At 35.6% G+C, this 22,543-nt stretch carries 21 protein-coding genes; 4 read left to right on the top strand and 17 right to left on the bottom strand.

Features of this window, described 5'->3' with window-relative positions:
- Position 1: 1 nt before the first annotated feature.
- Positions 2 to 1,615 (bottom strand): long-chain fatty acid--CoA ligase, encoded by a 1,614-nt coding sequence (locus AABL52_RS09480; protein WP_336181772.1) that lies wholly within the window; start codon positions 1,613 to 1,615, stop codon positions 2 to 4.
- Positions 1,616 to 1,937: 322 nt separating this feature from the next.
- Positions 1,938 to 2,141, bottom strand: coding sequence for a hypothetical protein (locus AABL52_RS09475; RefSeq protein ID WP_097844358.1), 204 nt, complete (start codon positions 2,139 to 2,141; stop codon positions 1,938 to 1,940).
- A 152-nt stretch (positions 2,142 to 2,293) separates the two neighbouring features.
- Between AABL52_RS09475 and AABL52_RS09470 the strand changes: the two genes are divergently transcribed.
- A complete protein-coding gene (locus AABL52_RS09470; RefSeq protein ID WP_341519241.1) occupies positions 2,294 to 3,106 on the top strand; it encodes a GNAT family N-acetyltransferase in 813 nt (270 codons plus the stop codon).
- A 171-nt stretch (positions 3,107 to 3,277) separates the two neighbouring features.
- A complete protein-coding gene (locus AABL52_RS09465; RefSeq protein WP_341519240.1) occupies positions 3,278 to 3,490 on the top strand; it encodes a CsbD family protein in 213 nt (70 codons plus the stop codon).
- Positions 3,491 to 3,624: 134 nt separating this feature from the next.
- Here AABL52_RS09465 and AABL52_RS09460 read toward each other — a convergent pair whose 3' ends face one another.
- From AABL52_RS09460 to AABL52_RS09445, 4 genes are all read right to left on the bottom strand, one after another.
- Positions 3,625 to 5,103 carry a DUF4822 domain-containing protein gene (locus AABL52_RS09460; RefSeq protein WP_341519239.1) on the bottom strand — a complete coding sequence of 493 codons (1,479 nt, stop codon included), beginning with the start codon at positions 5,101 to 5,103 and terminating at the stop codon, positions 3,625 to 3,627.
- A gap of 431 nt (positions 5,104 to 5,534) precedes the next feature.
- Positions 5,535 to 5,786, bottom strand: a complete 252-nt coding sequence (locus AABL52_RS09455) for a DUF2164 domain-containing protein (RefSeq protein WP_341519238.1) — start codon at positions 5,784 to 5,786, stop codon at positions 5,535 to 5,537.
- Positions 5,787 to 5,803: 17 nt separating this feature from the next.
- Entirely contained in the window at positions 5,804 to 6,256 is a 453-nt protein-coding gene (locus tag AABL52_RS09450) for a peptidoglycan recognition protein family protein (RefSeq protein WP_000402964.1), read from the bottom strand.
- Positions 6,257 to 6,270: 14 nt separating this feature from the next.
- Positions 6,271 to 7,092, bottom strand: coding sequence for a protein phosphatase 2C domain-containing protein (locus AABL52_RS09445; protein WP_341519237.1), 822 nt, complete (start codon positions 7,090 to 7,092; stop codon positions 6,271 to 6,273).
- Between the two features lie 126 nt (positions 7,093 to 7,218).
- On the opposite strand from AABL52_RS09445, the gene AABL52_RS09440 reads away from it, so the two are divergent.
- Positions 7,219 to 8,028: a YitT family protein gene (locus tag AABL52_RS09440; protein WP_341519236.1), complete on the top strand. Its 810-nt coding sequence runs from the start codon at positions 7,219 to 7,221 to the stop codon at positions 8,026 to 8,028.
- A gap of 20 nt (positions 8,029 to 8,048) precedes the next feature.
- On the opposite strand, the gene AABL52_RS09435 is transcribed toward AABL52_RS09440, so the two are convergent.
- A complete protein-coding gene (locus AABL52_RS09435; RefSeq protein WP_341519235.1) occupies positions 8,049 to 8,420 on the bottom strand; it encodes a VOC family protein in 372 nt (123 codons plus the stop codon).
- A 235-nt stretch (positions 8,421 to 8,655) separates the two neighbouring features.
- Here AABL52_RS09435 and AABL52_RS09430 point away from each other — a divergent pair, with 235 nt between their 5' ends.
- Positions 8,656 to 10,218: a BA3702 family sensor histidine kinase gene (locus AABL52_RS09430; protein WP_000087670.1), complete on the top strand. Its 1,563-nt coding sequence runs from the start codon at positions 8,656 to 8,658 to the stop codon at positions 10,216 to 10,218.
- A 24-nt stretch (positions 10,219 to 10,242) separates the two neighbouring features.
- Here AABL52_RS09430 and AABL52_RS09425 read toward each other — a convergent pair whose 3' ends face one another.
- The 10 genes from AABL52_RS09425 to hutU form a co-directional block, all read right to left on the bottom strand.
- The gene (locus tag AABL52_RS09425) at positions 10,243 to 10,854 is read right to left on the bottom strand and encodes an alpha/beta hydrolase (protein WP_341519234.1); all 612 of its coding nucleotides are present in this window, start codon (positions 10,852 to 10,854) and stop codon (positions 10,243 to 10,245) included.
- A 24-nt stretch (positions 10,855 to 10,878) separates the two neighbouring features.
- Complete coding sequence (locus tag AABL52_RS09420; protein ID WP_097844365.1) at positions 10,879 to 11,817, bottom strand: ring-cleaving dioxygenase; 939 nt, start codon at positions 11,815 to 11,817, stop codon at positions 10,879 to 10,881.
- Positions 11,818 to 12,157: 340 nt separating this feature from the next.
- Positions 12,158 to 13,636 carry a sodium/proline symporter PutP gene (gene putP / locus AABL52_RS09415; RefSeq protein WP_341519233.1) on the bottom strand — a complete coding sequence of 493 codons (1,479 nt, stop codon included), beginning with the start codon at positions 13,634 to 13,636 and terminating at the stop codon, positions 12,158 to 12,160.
- Between the two features lie 300 nt (positions 13,637 to 13,936).
- Positions 13,937 to 14,425: a CcdC protein domain-containing protein gene (locus tag AABL52_RS09410; protein WP_341519232.1), complete on the bottom strand. Its 489-nt coding sequence runs from the start codon at positions 14,423 to 14,425 to the stop codon at positions 13,937 to 13,939.
- A gap of 112 nt (positions 14,426 to 14,537) precedes the next feature.
- The gene (locus tag AABL52_RS09405; protein WP_341519231.1) at positions 14,538 to 16,112 is read right to left on the bottom strand and encodes an FMN-binding glutamate synthase family protein; all 1,575 of its coding nucleotides are present in this window, start codon (positions 16,110 to 16,112) and stop codon (positions 14,538 to 14,540) included.
- A gap of 67 nt (positions 16,113 to 16,179) precedes the next feature.
- A complete protein-coding gene (locus AABL52_RS09400; RefSeq protein WP_000204413.1) occupies positions 16,180 to 17,307 on the bottom strand; it encodes an alkene reductase in 1,128 nt (375 codons plus the stop codon).
- 599 nt (positions 17,308 to 17,906) lie between these two features.
- On the bottom strand, positions 17,907 to 18,368 hold the full coding sequence (locus tag AABL52_RS09395) for a CarD family transcriptional regulator (RefSeq protein WP_000486326.1): 462 nt from the start codon (positions 18,366 to 18,368) through the stop codon (positions 17,907 to 17,909).
- 280 nt (positions 18,369 to 18,648) lie between these two features.
- Positions 18,649 to 19,620: a formimidoylglutamase gene (gene hutG, locus AABL52_RS09390; protein WP_340420681.1), complete on the bottom strand. Its 972-nt coding sequence runs from the start codon at positions 19,618 to 19,620 to the stop codon at positions 18,649 to 18,651.
- Complete coding sequence (gene hutI / locus AABL52_RS09385) at positions 19,599 to 20,870, bottom strand: imidazolonepropionase (RefSeq protein WP_341519230.1); 1,272 nt, start codon at positions 20,868 to 20,870, stop codon at positions 19,599 to 19,601. Before hutI ends, hutG begins: the two co-directional genes overlap by 22 nt.
- Positions 20,871 to 20,882: 12 nt before the next feature.
- On the bottom strand, positions 20,883 to 22,541 hold the full coding sequence (gene hutU, locus AABL52_RS09380; protein WP_000416710.1) for a urocanate hydratase: 1,659 nt from the start codon (positions 22,539 to 22,541) through the stop codon (positions 20,883 to 20,885).
- Positions 22,542 to 22,543 lie beyond the last annotated feature (2 nt).

The following is a 22,543-nucleotide window of genomic DNA, read 5'->3' as shown; positions in this document are numbered from 1 at the left end:
ATTATTTCTCTTTATGCAAATGCTCAAGTTCTTTCCGAAGCGCCTGTTTTAAAAACTTCCCAACAGATGTTTTCGGTATTTCTTCCATAAATACAATATCGTCTGGTAACCACCACTTCGCAAACTGTGGTTTTAAAAACTCATATATTTCTTCTTTTGTTACTGTACTATTTTTCTTTTGAACGACGCAGGCAATTGGTCGCTCTTGCCACTGCGGATGAGGAACGGCAACGACAGCTGCTTCAAATATAGCATCATGTGCCATTAATGCATTTTCAAGGTCAACTGAAGAAATCCACTCACCTCCGCTTTTAATAACATCTTTCGTACGGTCAACAATTTTCACGCAGCCTTCCTCATCAACTGTAACAACATCACCAGTATATAACCAACCGTCTCGGAATCCTTCGACAGTACGATCATCGTTATAATAGCTTTCAGCGATCCAAGGTGCTCGTAAACATAACTCTCCCATCTCAGTACCATCCCACTTCACTTCACCGTTTGTACCGACTACTTTCATCTCTACACCAGGGACAAGATATCCTTGTTTTGAGCGGATTTCTAATTGCTCTTCATATGATAATTCTCTTTCATAACTTTTTAAACGTGCAAGTGTTACGAGTGGGCTTGTTTCAGTCATACCATATGCATGTACGAAAGGAACATTATATTTTTGTTCAAATGCTTTAATAACGCTTTTCGGTGCAGCAGCACCACCGCATAATATTCTCGTTATACTAGATAAATCGTAACTATTATTTTCTAATTCTTGTAATACACCGAGCCAAATTGTCGGCACACCTGCTGCTATCGTTACTTTTTCAGCTTGAATCATCTCTAATAAAATTTTTGGCGTAAACATTGGTCCTGGCAGAACTTGTTTTGTTCCAAACCAAGTAGCTGCAAAAGGAAGCCCCCAAGCGTTCACATGGAACATCGGTACAATTGCCATTGCCGCATCACTTTCCGATAAAGCAGCTGTATCCGCTAAGCCGAGTGCCATACAATGCAATACAGTACTACGATGCGTATATACAACACCTTTTGGGTTTCCTGTAGTCGCTGACGTATAACACATACCAGCAGGTGTATTTTCATCAATATCTTTTACAAATTGGAAAGTTGGATCGCCTTCTTCTAATAGCTTTTCATAATGATATACAGGTTCTAGCGTAGTATTGGGAAGTTCATCTTTATCAGTCATAATAATATAGGCTTGTACAGTTGATAATTGTGATTGAATATTTTCAACGAGTGGTATGAGATCTTCATCTATAAGTAGAATACGATCTTCTGCGTGCTGAATAATGTATGAAATATGTTGAGGAGATAAACGAATATTAATTGTGTGCAAAACAGAAGCAATACCAGGAATAGCAAAATATGCTTCCACATGTCGATGATGATTCCACGCTAACGTTCCTATACGCTCGCCTTCTTTAACTCCTAATTTTTTTAACGAACTGGAAAGCCTTCTCGTCCTTTCACCTAACTGCTTATACGTTAACGTCGTAACTGTATCATGTGTCCGTGAAACAATTTCTTTCTTTGAAAACAGTTTTTCTGCTCTTTCCATCATAGAACTAATTGTTAGCGGTACATTCATCATCATATGGTTACATCCCCCTTTAAAGCGTTTTCATTTTTCGTTTATTATAACAGACTTCCACAAATAATTACGACATTTTTCTGTATTTTCTGAATTATTTCTTTGGAAATAATTCAGAATGATAAAAAACATGTTTTGAATACGTTGATTCGAAACATGTTTTTTATTTTTTATAAACTATCTACCTTTTTCCTTACTTTCTTCTATACATTTTTGTATGTCATATAGCGACAGTATATGTTGTCATCTCTTTATATAAGGCGTATTCATATATATGTAAAATATTACTCCTATTAACTTCTCTAATAAAACCACTTTTCAATAATCATAACGGCTTCTGCTTAAACTTTTCATAATGTCGTACTTTTAATAAAATGATATTCCCGCAATCTGTACAAATATAAGCATCTACTGGTGAAGATGTGAACATCGTCTCCTTTTTCCGTATTTGTGCATATCCGACAAACTCACCTTCTCCTATGTTTTGAGAACCACAATTAGAGCATGTCTGCACGTCTTTCTGTTTCATGAGAGCACCACCTTTAATCTGTTTTCACTCCCTTCGACAGTTCACTTCCATTTCCCTTCCAAAAAACCTCTTATTCTCTTACATTTCAACAGGAATCACCGAACAAACATCGTATATGTACTATGAAATATATTTATTAACGGAGGAATTTTATGAGTACTATTATGACGCTCAATACAGCACAAGAAATTGAAAGCGCAGAAATACATATGCTTTCTTCTAGATTAAAGGCACTACAAGCAATAAACGGAAATCCAATGCAAGTACAAATGAAAAAGTTCGGGAGTGCCACTGCCTTTTCATCAAAAATAATTACTGGTCCTGCTTTTAACACAGTAAAAGGCGTCACCTTTACAAATACAGATGAGATAGATGAAATTATCTCTTATTATCAATCACTACAAATCCCTTGCCGCTTTGAAATTACACCAGCTCAAGGTACAACTGAGCTATTTCAATACTTATCTCAAAAAGAGTTGTACCAATCTAACTTCCATACCGCTTTATATAGTATACCGAGTGAAGATTCGACCCTTCTTCCTTCTCATATTTCAGTACGCCACCTAAAAGAAAATGAGTTTGATACATTTGCCGACATATATGTACGTGGATTTAATATGCCGTCCTTTACAAAAGATGGCGTCCATCAAAATAACGAAATTCTCTACAATAAACCCGGCTGGCATTTTTTCATAGCCGAAGTTCAAAACACTCCTGCTAGTATAGGAGTTCTCTATATAAATAACGGTGTTGCTTCATTAGCTGCTTCTGCTACTTTGCCAGAATTTCAACGTAAAGGCTGTCATACTGCATTAATTCAAAAACGAATTGAAACAGCTCTTGAATCCAATTGTAATTTAATAGTTGGACAAGCAAGGTTCGGTAGCGGCAGTCAAAATAATATGGAACGTGCCCATATGAAAATCGCTTATACAAAATCAATATGGACTGCAAAAGACATGTAATTTACATTCTTTCTCTTCTCATTACAATCTTATACATTATATGACAATTCCTTTTCTATCCTATTAATCATTTGAATATTCAAACTGAATTTGTTACGCTATTACTAGATACATCATTCAACTTGCAATATGAAAAGAGAATTCTCATCAAACTACAAGGAGGAGAAATGTATGACTAACCATGATCATGGTTTAAAAGAAAAAGTAGAAGGTGCCATTGATAAGGTAAAAGGCGAAGTAAAAGAAGTTGTCGGGAAAGTAACTGATAATAAGAAATTACAAGCTGAAGGAAAATGGGATAAGATGAAAGGCACCGCTAAAGATACGGTTGGTAATGTGAAAGAAAAAATACATGAATATAAAGAGCATAAAGAAAACAAATAAAAAACAACCAGATGTATGGTGGTGCAAGTAATAAGTTACTAGAGTTCGGATTTTATATTTGCCATAAAATCATTTTAAAACGACAAAAAGATGCCTGAAGGCATCTTTTTGTCTATAAACAACTATTTTACATCTTACTTTGTGAAATTTGGTTTTAGGTCACCTGTATACGGTTCGTGCTCAACAAAGATTTTTATATCTTTTCCATTCGCATCTTTCCCCATTCTTGTATACGTAAATTTCTCTTTATTTAACTCTGTAAGTTCAAGGACCGCACCATATTTATTATTTCCTAACGAAGCGTGAGCCCTTATTTTATTACCATGTACAACATCAAAGAAACCATAGTCTCCACGACTTTCTCCTGTATTCATATTGAAAAACTCGTATTTATTTGTATTTTTATCGTATTTTGCTAGACTGATTAAGTTTGAGTTATATTTTGTTACATTATTACCCCGTTCGTCTAATACCACCGTTCCGTTCCATAGTGTACTAGATAAAATTTCATCTCCATCAACGTCTGTAACTATTTTACCTGTCGAGCTTTCTAAATTTTTATCAGGTCGCGTGAAAGATAGTTCTTTTTCATGGTAAGGAACATGTTCAACAAACACTTCTACATCGTTCCCTTTTGCATCTTTCCCCATTCTTTTATATGTAAATTTCTCTTTATCTAATTGCGTTAATTCAACAACAGCTTGATAATTTTGCGTTTCAGAAATTAGCACTCTTTTCTTTCCATCATTCGTTATAAAAAAGGTACCGCTATCATTACGACTCCCTCCTGTATTTGCATTAAAAAATTCATACCTTGCAGTTTTAGCATCATATTTTGCAAGCCCAATGAAATTTTGATTTTCTTTCGTTACATCATTATGATCTTTGTCATAGACTTTTGTCCCTTGCCAATTTGTTTCACCAAGTATGCTAGCTAGTAGTTGCCCTTTCGTTTGTTGAGTTCGCTCAGTTTCTTGTATTGCTTTATATAAAAATTGTGCGTACTGTTCACGCGTCACATCCATACTTGGAGCAAATTTTCCTTCTCCTACTCCTTTTGCAATATTATTTGTTTGAACAGCACTAATTGCGTTTCTTGCCCATGAATTCGTTGAAACGTCATTAAAAGTGTGATCACTCTTTGCCTTTAAATGAAAAGCATTTGTAAGAACCTGTGCCATTTCTGCGCGTGTTAAGGATGCCTTCGGTCTAAAGTTTCCATGCTCATCACCCGTAAAAACACCCATTTCTGTTAAAGATAAAATTTCCTTTATATAGCTTGTTGAATCTTCACTTACGTCACCGTATGGGTTTTGATAATTTTTGTTTTCTTCCATATTAAAATAACGATACATTAAAGCTGCAACTTGTTCGCGTGTTACGTTATCTCCAAAACCAAATCTTCCATCATCATAGCCAAAAATGATTTTCTCACCTGTTAATTGCTGAATCGCCTCATATGCCCAGTGTCCCTTTGGAACATCTTTGAATACACCAGTATGATTCGTGTTTGGTGTAACTGCTTCTGCTTTCACCTCTCCAGTCGTTTCACTTAATAGACTTCCACCTAAAACTGCTGATATGATACATGTTTTTAAAATTGTTTTATTCATAGCTTCCCAATCCCTTCCTTCATTTAACAAAGAATTACACCACTTTTCTTTCAAAAGAAAAGTCTATGTGAGCAATTCATGTTATAAATTTTGATTACAGCTAATTGGATACAAAGTGTTACACATCCAAATTTCTTCTTTGTAGTATCCATAGCTGTTATATATAGGAATTATAAATAGCAACTATAAATTGCCCATAAATAAATTATTAAAAAAAGATAAAATTAAGATAATATATTTTTAATCTCAATCCAAAAAAAACGTTATTCTTTCTCATCTAGCTTGTTAAGAAAGAATAACGTTTTTTAATTCTAGGATCCCAGCAAAAAAGAAGTCTTATTTTATATGTCCAAAAACAATTTCACGGCCCTTTCCAAACAAAACATCGGAAAGAAGCCGTGGCAAATACTTATTTTATAATTGGAGAAAATTTACTTCCCTTCATTCTTCTCTAACACATACAAATCTTCTTCAATATTAGATAGTTTCTCTGTTACAAGCTTTCTAGCATCTCCAATTGCTTGATTGTATGCAAACGGTCCTACTAATTTAATCATTTCTTCAATTAAACGCTCTGCTTGGAAACGCCCAATTTCATCTAAATCTTCTTCAACGAAAAATTTCTGAATTTGTGCTACAAGCTCTTCTTTTTTATCATTTGGTATTTTTATATTCATCATCATTTGTTACTCCTCTATATTTAAGATATTATGTTTCTTAACTCTACCATAGAAAAACGCTTTCCAGGACAACTTTTTGTAACGCCTTCTAGCTCCCTATGACCGAGTATATTTTCTTTCGTTATAGCAAACTGCTTCATAAACATATTACATAAAGAATACAATGCATTCATTTGTGCGGTAGTTGGATCATATTTATCAAAATTACCCGTTATACATATCCCAATTGTATCTCTATTATTATCTTTCGCATGTGCTCCAATATGTAAACCTCGTCCTTCGACTACAGTTCCATCTGCTTCAATAAAATAATTGTAACCGATCCCGCTCCATCCTCTTACTTTTTGATGAAATTCATGTGTTTTATACACATCCCATCCATCTTCGGATGTATGGTGGATAATCAGTTTATTTACTTTTTCTAAAGGCACTAATTCATCTTGAAATGTTAAATTAACACATTTAATTTCCATTTGAACATCCTCCCTTAAAAATCAACAATCATCATTGTTTTATCATCTGGTCGTATTCTCTTTTCCTCTTCTAGCTCTTCAATAATTGCTACATATTCATTTATACTATTCTTTCTTATATATGCAACAGTTTGTTCGAGTGGCCAATCTGGGTGGAATAATCCGTCTGAACAAATAAAAATCCCGCTTACTTCATCAATATATAATTCACCACGCTGTAAATAATGTATCGCTTCTTTCATTCCATTTGCAACGGAATACCCGCCCTGCATATTTGCAAGATAACGATTATATTTTAACTGTTCCCGCACATCTTGAAAAACATGTTCTTCCGGTACAGATAACCCCTTTTTACGATCTTCTTCTCTTTTCTTTTTTGCTCGTTTACTAATTCCTTCAACCGTGTCTTTCGTTAATACTTGCATCGTTCCATTTTGAAGTATTGCGACAATCATACAGTCCCCTAATTGTGCATATTCAATTTTCTCACCAACTATCTGGACTGCCGCGATACATGTGCACCACAAATGCTCTTTTTTTCTTGTGTCTACTTCATATTCTAACATTTTGCTTTGCAATGCTTCATTTGCTTTTGCAACGGCAACTTGTAAACTATGATTTTCACGTAATAAAGCAAAATAACTTGCAAATAAATGGGAAGCGATGTATGCTCCATTATGTCCCTTTTCATCACAAAATGGGACAAGTGGTGTGGCACCGTCACATACACCATAAATCTTTTTTTCTTTATTACAAAAATAAGAATCCTCACATTCTTGCTTCAACGGGCTTTTCTGTTGATATGTTTTTATCTTCACAACTGTATCCCCTTTCAAACGATAAAATACTCTAATTCTTTTGATTAATCTAATTTCCCGAAATAAACTGTTTTTACCCAAAACTTTCAATATCATATATAATCTTGAAATAATATGAATTTTTTAGTGAAGGACGGGAAAGAAATGGTTAGATTTCTTGGTGTTATTATTGGTTCTATTGTTATTGCGATTGCCTTTAATCTTTTCCTTATCCCCCACAAAATTTTAAGTAGTGGAATTGGCGGAATTGCTATTATTTTAGGGATTGTAACGCCTGTAAACACAGGTATTATTAACTTCGTATTAAACTTACCTATCCTTATTTTAGGATACATAGGTCTTGGAAAAAAAGTAATTTTTAACACTGTTATCTCTGTTATTGTATTATCTGTTGCATTATACTATGTTCCAGTGAAAGTCGTAGCTACAGATCCACTTTTATCATCTATCTTTGGTGGTGTCATTGCCGGAGCTGGTATCGGTCTTGTTTTTAACTGTAATGGGTCAACTGGTGGATTTGATATTATCGGTATGTTGTTATCTCGCAAACGAGACATTAAACTTGGTGGATTCCTTATTATTTTAAATGCAATCGTTGTAGTAATTGCAGGATTCTTCTTCACTTGGGATGTTGCTCTTACAAGCTTACTTTCCATTTATGTAACTGGTAAAGTTATCGATGCTATTCATACGAAACATCGCAAGGTTACACTTATGATTGTAACAAATGAAGCAGAAAAAATGAAAAAACAACTTCTTTCAACTGTTGTACGTGGAATTACATTACTTGATGGCGAAGGTGCTTATTCCAGCGAAAAGAAACGTGTACTTATGACGGTCGTTTCTCGTGAAGAATTGGCAAGTATGAAATTAACAATTTCTGAAATTGATCCTCATGCATTCGTTAACATTACAGAAACGGTTGAAGTATTAGGATTGTTTAGAAAAGGTTAAAAAACTAGGTGGATTTCCACCTAGTTTTTATTTCCCATAAATTCAATTCGATTTCCGAACGGATCTGACACATAAAATCTAATTACATCTGGTCGTGCATGATCATCTATTACTTCAATACCTTGCTTTATTAACTCTTGTTTAAATTCATCTATTTTTAAAACATAAAAAGCTGGATGCGCCTTTTTAGCTGGATTGAAGTTTTGCTCAACCCCGATATGAATCTCTTGATTTCCACACTTAAACCAACATCCACCACGCTTCTTTAATTCCTCTGGCTTCGGTATTTCCTCCATACCAATTTTTTCACCATAAAACTCTCGTGCTTCTTCTTCACACCCTACAGGCGCAGCGACTTGTACATGATCGATACCTTGAATATAATTTTTCATTTTCTCTCCCCCTCTTCTACCCTAATGTTATAAGGAAACCCTACTCCTGTAACTTACAAAAGATTTATAAAACAATATAAGCTCCCCTTATTAACACCTTACACTCAATTTTCCAAAATAAAGAAAACAAAATTTATTATATAACTTCCATTTTTTATAGAAATATACATTGCATCTATATTATAGTTATGAATAGACAAATCTTTTTAGATGCTATTTGTACGGAGGAACTATTATGAGTCGTAAAAAATATTCATCAACTCAAAAAAAACGTCATCCGAACATTTCTAGACGTTTGCGAAAACATATACAAGATTGCTCTTTAACAGAAATGTATGCATCTCTGTTCGAACACAATCCTGATAGTATTATTTCATTAAATTTAGAGGGAGTTATTCTCCATATAAACCCTTCTGCCGAAAGAATATTAGGTTACACTTCTTTAGAATTAGAACAGAAAAATATTATCTCTATTTTAGAAGCCCATATTTCTGAGCAAGTAATACAAAATATAAAGAATACGGAAGCGGATAATCAACAAGAGTATATGTTATCTATTTATCATAAAAATGGATTCTTATTAGACGTCGTGACAAAACTAGTTCCTATATTTATCCAAAATCGTTTAACTGGCGTATATGCCATTATGAAACCTCTTGAAAAATCAGAAAGAATTGAGAGTATGCTAAAAGAAAGTGAGAAGAGATTACGTACATTAGTGAACTCTATGCCTGCGTTTGTTATATTTAAGGATCATGAAGGGCGCTGGCTTGAAGCAAATAACTATGCACTTTCTTGCTTCAATTTTCACCATGTACCTTACCACGGGAAAAAAGATAGTGAACTCATTCAATATAACGAAGCGTACCGAGAAGCTTTTTTACATTGTGAAGAAGTCGATGAACTAGCATGGCAACAAAGACAAATTCTGCATGGTGAGGAATTTATTATACATAGAGATGATTTTGACCTAATCTTAAGTATATCGAAAGTTCCACTTTATCATCCTGACGGCTCGCGTAAAGGTCTTATCGTAATGGGAAGAGACGTTACCGAACTGAAAGAAACAGAAAAATTATTACGAAAATCAGAAAAACTTGCCGTAGTCGGACAACTGACAGCTGGAATTGCCCATGAAATTCGAAATCCACTCACTTCACTAAAAGGTTTTTTAACATTGCTGCTCCCTGAAATAAGTGAGGAAAATAAATGGTATGTTGATGTTATGTTAAGTGAAATTTCACAAATGGAATCTATCACAAGTCAATTTATGGCCATGTCTAAACCACAAGTATTATCAATTAAAACTTGTAACATACAAGCTTTGATTGAAGAGGTAGTTACATTTATTTTACCAACTGCTATTATGCATAGTGTTCACATCATTATGGATCATTTTGATTACAAACATGATATTCAATGTGATGGTAACCAATTAAAACAAGTTTTTATAAATATATTAAAAAATGCGATAGAAGCGATGCCAAATGGCGGAAATGTTTACATCCAAACAAAACCATTTGAGGATGCTTTCATTTTAATACGAATTATCGATGAAGGTTGCGGTATCCCAGAAGATCGTATCTCTCGTCTAGGCGAACCATTTTATAGTTTAAAAGAAAAGGGAACTGGACTAGGATTAATGATGTGTTACAAAATAATTGAAGAACATCATGGTAAATTACACATTTCAAGCGAATTAAATAAAGGTACGATCGTTGATATTCAGCTACCACTTTCTTCATCTCCTCTTGCGATTCAGTCCCAAATAAAAAAAGAAGCATCTGCTAACAATTAGCAGATGCTTCTTTTTTATTTGTTTTTATAATACTGTATTGCCATACCATTCTTTTGCTTTTTCTACTTCACCCATTGTTAATTGATGACCTCTATTTTCCCAATGTATTGTTACATTAACGTTTGCATTTTCTAATAGTACCTTCAATTCCTCTGACTCTGCTGATGAACAAATCGGGTCATTTGTCCCAGCAGCGATAAACACGGATTTTCCTGCTAAATTAGGCAATTGTGTTCCTCTTCTAGGCACCATTGGGTGATGAAGCACAGCGCCTTTTAATGCATTATCGTAATGGAATAATAAGCTTGCAGCAATGTTTGCTCCATTTGAATAACCGATAGCTACAATGTTATTTCTATCAAATTCATATGTTTTTGCAGCTTCATCTAAAAACTCATTTAATTCCTTCGTACGGAAAATCAAATCCTCTTCATCAAAAATGCCTTCTGCCAATCGGCGGAAGAAACGTGGCATGCCATTTTCTAATACATTCCCCCTAACACTTAATACAGATGCTTCCGGATCAACTATTTCTGCAAGTGGTAATAAATCTAATTCATTACCACCTGTACCATGAAGTAATAACAACACTGGTTTTGACGTATCTTTTCCTTTTTGAAAAACATGTTTCATCATAATCCTTTTCCCCTTTCAATCACTTTAATCTAAATTTCTCACTTCAAATGGTAAAAGTGTTTGTTCAATTTGTTTTCTATGTGGTTCATATTGCTCCGGTAACTTTAATTCCTCACCCATCGTCTCTAACGATTCGTCATGAGCGAAACCAGGAGGGTCTGTTGCAATTTCAAATAAGATTTCCCCGTGTTCTCTAAAATAAATTGCGTTAAAATAATTTCGATCTTGTACAGGAGTTACGTGATATCCAAAACGAGACACATGCCCTTTCCAATCTAATTGATCAGCATCATCACTCGCTCTCCAAGCAATATGATGAACTGTACCAACACCCATTTGGCCACGTCCGATTGTTGATAATCTCAAGTCGATAATATTTCCAATATCAGCAGAAGAACGGAATCGAACAAATTCACCTTCTTCTCCAATTTTCTCAAGACCCATAACATGCTCTAATAATTCAGCAGTTTTTTGAGGTTGTGCAGATAAAAGAACAGCACCGCCAAATCCTTTAATTGCCACTTCTGGTGTAACTTCTCCAAAACTCCAATTATTTAATTCGCCTTCTTCTCTTTCAACTAATTCTATATGCAAACCATGTGGATCATCAAATTCTAAATACTGCTCTCCAAATCGAGTCATTTTTGTATAAGAAACATCGAATTTTTCTAATCTATTTTTCCAAAACTCCATTGCACCCTTTGGTACGACATAAGACGTAATGCCTACTTGACCTTCCCCAATAATGCCTTGACGAGCACCTGCCCATGGGAAAAACGTAATAATTGTTCCAGGCTTTCCTCCTTCATTACCAAAATAAAGATGGTACGTGCCTGGATCATCAAAATTCACTGTTTGTTTCACTAAACGTAAACCTAACACACCAGCATAAAAATCTACATTTTCTTGTGGATTTCCTACGATTGCTGTAATATGGTGTATCCCCATTGTTTTCTTTTCCATTTTCTCCGCCCCTTTTTATTTCATTTTTAAAACTTTTATACATTCAATTTCATTATTCATTTTGTCCATACTGCAAAGTAAAATCCTCTATTATAATTTTATCTCGGATTCGAGATATTAATCATAAAATTACACATCAATATCTAGCTTATCGAAATTATCTCAAATTCGAGATAATCCCAAAAAAATATTTACTCCCTCTGAAATCTTTATTCGTAACACAAATTATCTTGAACTTAAATTTATTATAAGTTACTTACTTTTAGTTGTCAACAAGTTCCTTATTTTCATTTTAAATAAAAAGAGAGTAAACGCCAGTTTCGTTTACTCTCTTCTCTAATTATTTCGTTTCCTCTTCCAGCACTGCTTCCATCTCATTAAATTCACGATGAATTGCTTTCACTGGTTCTTTCGTTAATAAACTTACAACAATAACAGCTAATAAGCTAAAGAAGAATCCAGGTACCATTTCATACACAGTCGCTTTTAAACTTGGAATTTGTACCCAAGCAATAACAACCACTGCACCTACAATCATACCAGCAAGAACGCCCCATTTGTTCGTTCTCTTCCAATATAAGCTTAATAAAATAGCGGGTCCGAATGCTGAACCAAATCCCGCCCAAGCATAACCGACAAGTGTTAAAATTGTATCACTAGGATGATACGCTAAAGCAACTGCGATCATAGCTACTACTAATACTGACAGCCTACCGATAAATACAAGTTCTTTGTCACTTGCGTCACGACGGAAAAATGTTTTATAGAAATCTTCCGTTACCGCACTTGAAATAACAAGTAATTGCGAGGAAATACTACTCATAATCGAAGCCAAAATAGCTGATAATAAAAACCCAGTAATGTACGGGTGGAATAGAATATTTGAGAATGTTACAAAGACCATTTCTGGGTCTTGTAACGTCGCATTATTTTTAGCGTAATAAGCAATACCAATTAAACCAGTAAGCATTGCACCTATAATTGAAATTGTCATCCAACCAATACCGATTCTACGAGAAGTTTTTAAATCTTTAATAGAGGTAATCGCCATAAAGCGCACAATAATATGCGGTTGACCAAAATACCCGAGACCCCATGCTAAAAATGAAATAATACCAAGAATTGTAGTCCCTTTAAACATATCTAAACGCGATGCATCAACTTGCTTAATTGTATTGAATGTTTCTGTTACACCGCCCACATCTGTAAAAGCAACAATTGGTACTAATACAAGAGCAATAAACATAATACACCCTTGCACAAAGTCGGTCCAACTTACTGCTAAAAAGCCACCGAATAGTGTATAAGCAACTACGACACCGACAGTTACAAATAAACCAACTTTATAATCTAGGTTGAAAGAGTTCTCAAACAAACGTCCACCTGATACTAAACCAGCCGACGCATAAAATGTGAAAAATACTAAAATGACGATAGCGGAGACAAAACGAAGTATTTTTGTACGATCTTTAAAACGATTCTCTAAAAAGTCTGGAATCGTAATTGAATCATTTGCCACTTCTGTATACGTTCGCAAACGCGGGGCAAGAATTAAATAGTTTGCATAAGCACCTATTAATAAACCTATCGCAATCCATACACTTGATAACCCTGTTGCATACATCGCACCAGGTAATCCCATTAGCATCCAACCACTCATGTCAGAAGCACCAGCTGATAAAGCTGTAACTGCTGGACCGAGTCCCCTTCCGCCTAACATATAATCTGATAAATCGGATGTCTTCTTATAAGACCAATAACCGATATACAACATACCTGCCATATAAATAGCAAGCGAAACCATAATCTCAATCTTCACCAAATCTCTCCCTTAGTTACATAAGCCATTCAAAATTTCGAAAAATGACTTTTTCTATTTTCTTGTTTTCGCTTATGGTTCTCTACCTTACCAAACATTTTTTGTTCTTTCAAGTGAACAAGCCCTTTTCACTACATGTGAAAACCTCTATAAACGCCTTTATCCCAGTGGATTACCCGGCTTTCAAAAGAAAATAAAGTAAGAATATTCAGAAAGTATAACACCGTTTTTTTATACCCTGTTTTCATTCTTTTATCAGACAAATTTTTAAAAGAAAAAAGCCATACGAATGTATGACTTTTAGCTTATTGACATCGCGATTTTCTCTTTCTCTACGTATACTTTACGAAATTTTATATAGCAGCCAATTCGCCAAGGTACTATATAACAAACTGCAAGAGTATAGAAAAGAATGCCGATTGACTTTGGATCTAAACCTTGTAAATGCCTTCTAAAGTAAGCACGTAAAAGAACGATAACTAAAAATGTAGCAATAAAAGCAATACTTTTTTTCGCATAAATTTGGCCATCTGCTCTCACTTCATACCCACTTAAAATAATAAGTGGAATTGACAATAACAATCCAATTCCAGCAGCTACCCCAATTTGCCAACTAGCAAGTTGTATCGGTGTAGCATATAAAGACAAACCTGGTAATAAAAAGAATAATGGCAGTAATAGTCGTCTTCCCTTATTTTTAATTGGGCGATTCATAGAGCGCATACGCCTAAATGTAACGATCCCTATAACGAGTAAAAAAATTGTAATACTGTACGAACCTTGTTGCAAATGAATCTCTCCCCAAAAATAGGCATTTTTAAAATAATTTCCTATTATACTCCTAATATTCTCTGAATAATATAATTATCCTACGAAAAAATCTTACATATTAAATATACTTTTAAGTTTGATTCACTATAGGAAACAATTCCGAAAGAGGAACTACCCTCCCCACCTCATCTTTAAACACAATATGCTCTCTCGTTAAATGACGCGGACTCTTCACTCCCGCCGCTGCCGCGAGTGAAAACAAACTATATCTCATACTAACAACGTAATTCATGACGCGCCATTTCTTCTCATACGGATCTAGCGCTTTTTGATAGTGCGGGTTCGTCGTGGCAACTCCAGATGGACATTGTCCGGAATTACATTGAAGCGCCATGATACAGCCACTTGCCATCATAAATCCGCGTGCTGAATTTACGGCATCTGCTCCAATTGCTAAAGCAATTGCCACTTTATCTGGTGTAATTAATTTCCCTGAGGCAAACACTTTGAATTTATTCCGAACACCATAATGACTCGCTGTATCAATACAAGTTAATAATGCTGGAATAAGCGGCATTCCCATACTATCTGCCATCGATTTATATGTTGCTCCTGATCCACCTTCTGAACCATCAATTGTAATGAAATCTGGATAGATGTTTAACTCTTTCATCGTTTTGAATAAATCTTCCAACGGCCCCTGCTGTCCAATTACAATTTTCATTCCAACTGGTTTACCGCCGCTTTCTTGCAGCTGTTGAATAAAATAAAGTGTCTCTGCTGCATTATTTAAAAATGAAAATCGATTCGGTGAATTAATCGTTTCTCCTTCTCGTACATTTCGAACAGAAGCAATTTTCTCATTTACTTTTTGTCCCTCTAGATGACCGCCACGTATTTTAGCCCCTTGCCCAAATTTCAATTCGAATGCTTTAATATTTCTTTCTTTCGCTTTCTCCATGAATTGCTCCATTGAAAAATTACCATCCTCATCACGGTAACCAAATAAACCCGGACCAATTTGCGCAACGATATTTGCACCTGTATGTAAATGCTCCGGTATTACACCACCTTCTCCCGTATTAATCCACGAACCGCCAGCCATCTTCGCACCAAATCCACTCGCTAATATATAATTTTCGCCAATCGCACCGTAAGACGTTGCTGATGCTCCAAACATGCCATACAGTTTCCATGGATATTTACGATTTTCACCGACGATAACCGCATCATCTTCTTCATATAACCAAAGATTCGTTGTATCCGCTGTCAATTTTTCTCTTCGTGAAAATAAACCTTCTTTATGAATCACATACTTTTTCCCTTCACGTCCTTGCGCTACATTCACACTTAATTCTTCTGTTAATATCGGAAATAATGTATTAGCAATATAATAACCAGATGTATCAAAATCTCGTTTTGATCCAAAGCCAAGTATTTCAGAACGGTACTTCGCTAAAAACATTACACTTTGAAAATCATACCGTGAAAAAGGCTTTCCATCCGTATCATGATCAAACCAATATTGCCTAAATTCCGGCCCTATCTTTTCAAGTAAATAACGCATCCTTCCTAAGTATGGATGTAGCTTTAATATAGAATGATGCGTCCGTTTTTTAATAAAAAATGTAATAATAAAAAAAATGATTAATAGTAGCATGAATAAGAGCAATATACTAATAATAACGAGTAGCGTTTCACTCATCCCGCTTCCTCCTATGAAAATCCATAATAAAAGGAGAACACCTAATGTGTTCTCCTTTTATCTTTATTCAAATTAATGTAACAAGATGCTCTTTCGCATCATATTCAACTAAACTTTCAGCATTTTTAATTCGATGAACAAAATCTGGATTAGCAATTAAAGGTCTTCCGAATGCCGCTACATCAATCGTTCCTTCTTGCAACGCTTCTTCAGCCTCTTTCGGATTTAAATTCCCTACTCCTACGATCGTACCATCCCAATATTTTCTTACTAATTGATGAAAATTCTTTCCGTCAGCAATAACTGCCGTATAATTCATCGTTGAAGGGTGAATCATCGTTAATCCAACTTCTTTGAACATATTTATAAACGTTTCAATTGCAAGCTCAGGGTTTTCCCACATATAAGTAGGATTATCACCTTTGAAAGCAGAGAAACGAAGAAGTGTTTTATTAGCTCCAACAGCTTCTATTACAGCCGCCGTTACTTCTTTCATAAACGTTAACCTTTCCTTTAAGTCTCCGCCGTATTTATCAGTACGCTTATTTGCAAACTCATAAGTAAATTGATCGATTAAATATCCGTGTGCACCGTGTATTTCTACTCCATCAAATCCAGCTTCAATTGCATTCTTCGCAGCTTGTGCGTATTGACCGATCACTTCTTGTATTTCTTCTAACGTCATTGCTTCTGGCGTATCAAACGGTTTACGAAAACGTGGAACATTTCCCTCTGCAGCGATAGCAGACGGTGCTTGTGGCATTTGCCCACCAATTATTTCGTGATGACTCATACGTCCAACATGCCATATTTGAGCAATAATCGTTCCGCCTTCTTTATGTACTGCCTCTGTAACAGGCTTCCACGAATCGATTTGTTCTTGTGTATAAATTCCTGGTACTCCTGGATTTCCTTTTGCTCTTGGGCTAATGACGATTCCCTCTGTAATAATTAATCCAACTCCATCAGCTGCACGCTTTCTATAGTACTCGACTACATCAGTACCAACTACTCCCGTTTCATGATTTGCGAAACATCTCGTCATCGGTGCCATTGCTATACGATTACGAAGAGACCAAGATCCAATTTGAATCGGATCAAACAACTTCGTTTCTTCAATGTTTTCAAAAGATCCCCAAGCGTTTATATTTGTTCCTTCATAAATACTTGCTGCTTTATTATTTGAACTTGTCATTTTTCTTCCCCCTAAAAATATTCTTACTATAATCGCATCATACTTACTTTTAAATAGTAACGTCAATTTATACGCTTTAAACACGAAATATTCGAATATAAAACAAATAGAATGCTATAAATAAACTAAAAAAGGCTTCCTTAGTAGGAAACCTTTTTTAGTTGACCATATATGGTTGTCAATTTGTTTATCTCTTTTATATAAAGAATATAAACAATTATTATCTCTTCACATATAAAAAATTCCTTAGCAGTAGAAGTGAGAGTGGTTCAGTATTCTTCTAAAAATAATAACTTATAAACCTAAAACAATGAAAGCCCTACCTCTCTTTCATCCTTACGGCTCCTCGTCCGTGCCAGTGTGAATCAGGATTGCAAAAATCAAGTAACTATTCTATCGAAGTGTTTAATTAAACTTCGAACATTCGTAAAGAATTAAAAAATAAAAATGGATTTGATTGTAGTAATAACAAAAGAGGTTAATGCTCTAAAAGTGGTTTGAAAGAGTTGAATGTCTTTGAAATGATTAATTTTCTATAATTATGTTCCCAAAAAATTCAAAACCTTTTTTGGGATCTAATACATTATTTGTAATGAATCTTAACAAAAGCTTTTTATTTGACTTTCTGTGATACCTTCAATTAATCCCAGTTCACTAATCAAAAATTCGTGTGCGTTATCTAACATTTTCTTTTCGCTTGCATTAAGTGCTTTTTCTTTCTGCATACGTAATAAATCACGTACAACTTCAGCACCTTCTTGTATTTTACCCGTCTTTATTTTATCAGTGTTCAATTTATACCTTTGTTTCCACGTAAGTAATCTATCAGATTCTCCATGTTGAAAAATATTCAATATGTGTGCTATTGCTGTTATATCCGTGACTGGTCGTATATTTGAGCTCAATATTCTCCCTGCCGGAATCATTACTTCCATATTACTACCCGACATTTTTATAACATAATATTGTTGTTTTTTCCCTGCGATTTCCTTCTCTTCTATGGCTTTAATTATACCTGCTCCTTGCATTGGATAAACAATGTTATCGCCAATTTGAAACAAATAATCCACCTCCATATATGGTAACCTTCTCAATCTTAACACACATTCACTTTTTTAGCAAAATTTTATTTTATCATAAAATTATTTTTAGTGTCAATCCTTTCAAACCCAAAAAATAAAGTCGTAAAATATCACTTAAAACCCACAATCTTCTTAACTTTCCCACACATATATACACTCTAATTTCGCCTTCTCTTTTTACATAAAAACACATTACTACATATGAGTAGTAATGTGTTTTTTATACGGAATCGGTAAAAATTCTCTATTAACTTCATGCCTATATACTAACCTGCTTACGGACTATTTCCCTCGCTAAAAGAAAACTCATAATTACTTGCGCAGCTACTCGACTCGTCATATCCCTAAAATCAAGAGTTGGATCAATCTCTACTATATCCATCCCTTGAACGAGCGGTTCTTTACCAAGGAATTCAATCGCATCAAGTAAAGTCATACTGTCCATTCCGCCAGGGCCAATCGCTGGACAACCTGGCGCGAATGCTTGATCTAGTACATCCATATCAAGAGAAATATAAATAGAAGTTACGCCTTGTTTTCTTAATACTTCAATACTTTCTGTGATAATATCTTTGATTTCTCGCTCTCGTACATCTTTCATCGTGTACACTGTTACGCCATGTTCTTTTGCATATTCATGGTACGCTCGTGCATTTGAAAAATTACGAATTCCGATTTGAACGAGTTGTTTTCCTGTAATGACACCATTTTCTAGTAAACTACGGAACGGTGTACCATTTGACGGACCACCATCATCTAAATTACGTAAATCATGATGGGCATCAAATTGAATAATACCGACCTTTCCTTTACTGTTTGCAAATCCTGTTATACTAGGAAAACTAATCGAGTGATCCCCGCCAAGAACGATTGGTATCATGTTCGGATTTACTTTCGTAATATGACCAACTGTTTTTGCAATTCTGTTATGACTTTCTTTTATATCCGTTACATGCATCGTAATATCGCCGCAATCATATAAGACACTTTCTTTCATGTCGTGTTCTTCTGTAATTGCGTACGTGCTATATGCATCTAACATCGTACGAATTGTTTTTGGTGCAAAACTCGCTCCTGAATGACTAATAGATGGTTTAGAAAGGGGTGCTCCAATTAAGGCAGCACCGAATATTTCTACACCTTCCTCCCAATCTTTAATCATCTCACTCCATTTCGTCACTTCACGATCGATAAACTTTGCATTCTTCTTTAAATAGTGGCCGTGCTCCACGATTGTTCACCTCTTGTATATGCAATATTACCATTCTTCCATACTGTATTTACATGACTTACGCCGTAATGATACGGTACGTAAGCATAATTATAAGCATCCCATAAAACTACATCTGCCTTGCGACCAACTCTAATTTTCCCAGCTACATCGCCTCGATTAATAGCATAAGAAGAGTTAACTGTTACTGCATTCCAAACTTCTTCTGGTGTCATTTTCAGCTTCAGCATTGCGATGCTCATAATAAGCTGAATGTTTTCAGTTGGACAGCTGCCTGGGTTAAAGTCTGTAGCTAATGCAACTGCAACACCTTCATCAATCATTTTTCGGCCGCGGGCAAAGCTTTCTTTATTTAAATAGAAAGTTGTTCCTGGTAATAAAGTGGCTACTGTATTAGAGTTTGCAAGCATTTCAATTCCTTTATCAGAAGCGCCAACTAAATGGTCGGCTGATGCTGCACCAATTTCAGCCGCTGCTTCCGCACCACCAAGAGGGTCAATTTCATCTGCATGAATTTTCACATCAAAGCCAAGCTCTTTCGCTTTTAATAAAAAATCTTTTGATTCTTCAACAGAAAACACGCCTGTTTCACAGAAAATATCAACGAATTCAGCTAATTGCTTCTCTTTCATTTCTGGTAGTAGGTCTAACATCCATTGTAAAAATTCTTTTGATTTCCCTTTATACTCTTTCGGAACTGCATGAGCACCTAAAAATGTGGAAACTAAATCAATCGGGTGCTCTTTTTGTAATTGCGCAGTTGCCTCTAATTGTTTCCATTCTGTCTCATCATCTAATCCGTAACCACTCTTCGCTTCTACAGTTGTAACTCCGAAAGATAGCATACGGTCTAAATGGAATTTCGCTTTTTGAACAAGTTCTTCTTTCGACGCCTGTTTCGTTGCATTTACAGTTGAAAGAATACCTCCGCCTTGTTCTAAAATTTCTAAGTACGGAACTCCTTGCAATTTTAGTGCGATTTCATTTTCACGAGATCCACCAAATACAAGGTGAGTATGCGGGTCAACAAGACCAGGAGAAACCATTTTCCCTCCGCAATCAATAACTTCTTTCGCTTGTAATCCTTTCGCTTCTTCCGCTATTCCAACGAAAGTAATTACGCCATTTTCAATTCCAATCACACCGTTTTCGATAACAGGAAGCGTGTTCATCGCTTCCCGTCTTAACAAGCCATCTTCTTGATCCATTGTTAGTAATTGACCGATATTTATTAGTAAAGTGTCCAGCATGTTTTCTCCTCCTTATTTCATCATTGGAATGTTAACGCCTTTTTCTTTCGCAGTTTCCACAGCTAAGTCATATCCCGCATCAACGTGACGAACAACACCCATACCAGGGTCAGAAGTTAATACGCGTTCAATACGTTTTGCTGCTGCTTCTGTTCCATCTGCAACGATAACCATTCCAGCGTGAAGTGAATAACCCATACCAACGCCACCACCGTGGTGAACAGATACCCAGCTCGCACCGTTTACACTGTTAATTAATGCATTTAAAATTGGCCAGTCGGCTACTGCATCACTACCGTCTTTCATCGCTTCTGTTTCACGGTTTGGAGATGCTACTGACCCGCAATCTAAATGGTCACGGCCGATAACGATTGGTGCTGATAATTCACCATTTGCAACCATTTCATTAATGATGCGACCAAATTTCGCGCGCTCACCGTAACCAAGCCAACAAATACGTGATGGAAGACCTTGGAATTCAACTTGCTGACGAGCCATACGAATCCAGTTACATAAATGCTCATTGTCAGCGAATTCACGTAAAATTACTTCGTCTGTTTTATAAATATCTTCTGGATCACCAGAAAGTGCTACCCAGCGGAATGGTCCTTTTCCTTCGCAGAATAATGGACGGATAAATGCTGGAACGAATCCTGGGAAATCAAACGCATTTTTCAAACCTTCATCGAAAGCAACTTGGCGAATGTTATTTCCATAATCAAATGTAATTGCGCCTTTTGCTTGCATAGCAAGCATTGCTTCTACATGTTTTGTCATGCTTTCTTTTGATAATTGTACGTAACGTTCTGGATCTTCTTCACGAAGTTTTGCTGCTTCTTCTAATGTGTAGCCTACTGGAATATAACCGTTTAATGGATCATGAGCAGATGTTTGATCCGTAACTAAATCTGGCGTAATATTACGCTTCACTAGCTCTGGTAAAATTTCTGCCGCATTTCCTAATAAACCAATTGAAATTGGTTCTTTCTTCTCTTTATACTCGTTCGCAACTGCTAACGCTTCTTCTAACGATTCTGTATACATATCACAATATCTCTTTTCAATACGACGATCGATGCTGCGCTTATCAACATCAATAGCAATAACAACACCGCCGTTCATCGTTACAGCAAGAGGCTGTGCACCACCCATACCACCTAAACCAGCAGTAAGTGTTATTGTACCTTTTAATGAACCATCGAAATGTTGACGTGCCGCTTCTCCAAACGTTTCATATGTTCCTTGTAAAATACCTTGTGTTCCAATATAAATCCAGCTACCTGCTGTCATTTGTCCGTACATCATAAGACCTTTTTTCTCTAGTTCACGGAAGTGATCCCAGTTCGCCCACTTCGGTACTAAGTTTGAGTTCGCTAAAAGAACGCGTGGTGCATCTTCATGTGATTTAAAGATTGCAACTGGTTTTCCTGATTGAACAAGTAATGTTTCATCGCTTTCTAACGTTTTTAATGAATCTACAATCGCCTGATAACTTTCCCAGTTACGAGCTGCACGGCCAATTCCTCCATATACAACTAATTCTTCTGGTTTTTCAGCAACTTCAGGATCTAAATTATTCATTAACATACGAAGTGCAGCTTCTTGAACCCATCCTTTCGTTTGTAACTCAGTACCTCTTGGCGCGCGAATTGTTTGTTTAACTTTTTCCATTT

It is taken from the genome of Bacillus paramobilis, from assembly GCF_038096195.1.
GTDB lineage: Bacteria > Bacillota > Bacilli > Bacillales > Bacillaceae_G > Bacillus_A > Bacillus_A mobilis.
The sequence above is the reverse complement of the archived record's forward strand: the minus strand, read 5'-3'. Positions and strand labels throughout refer to the sequence as shown.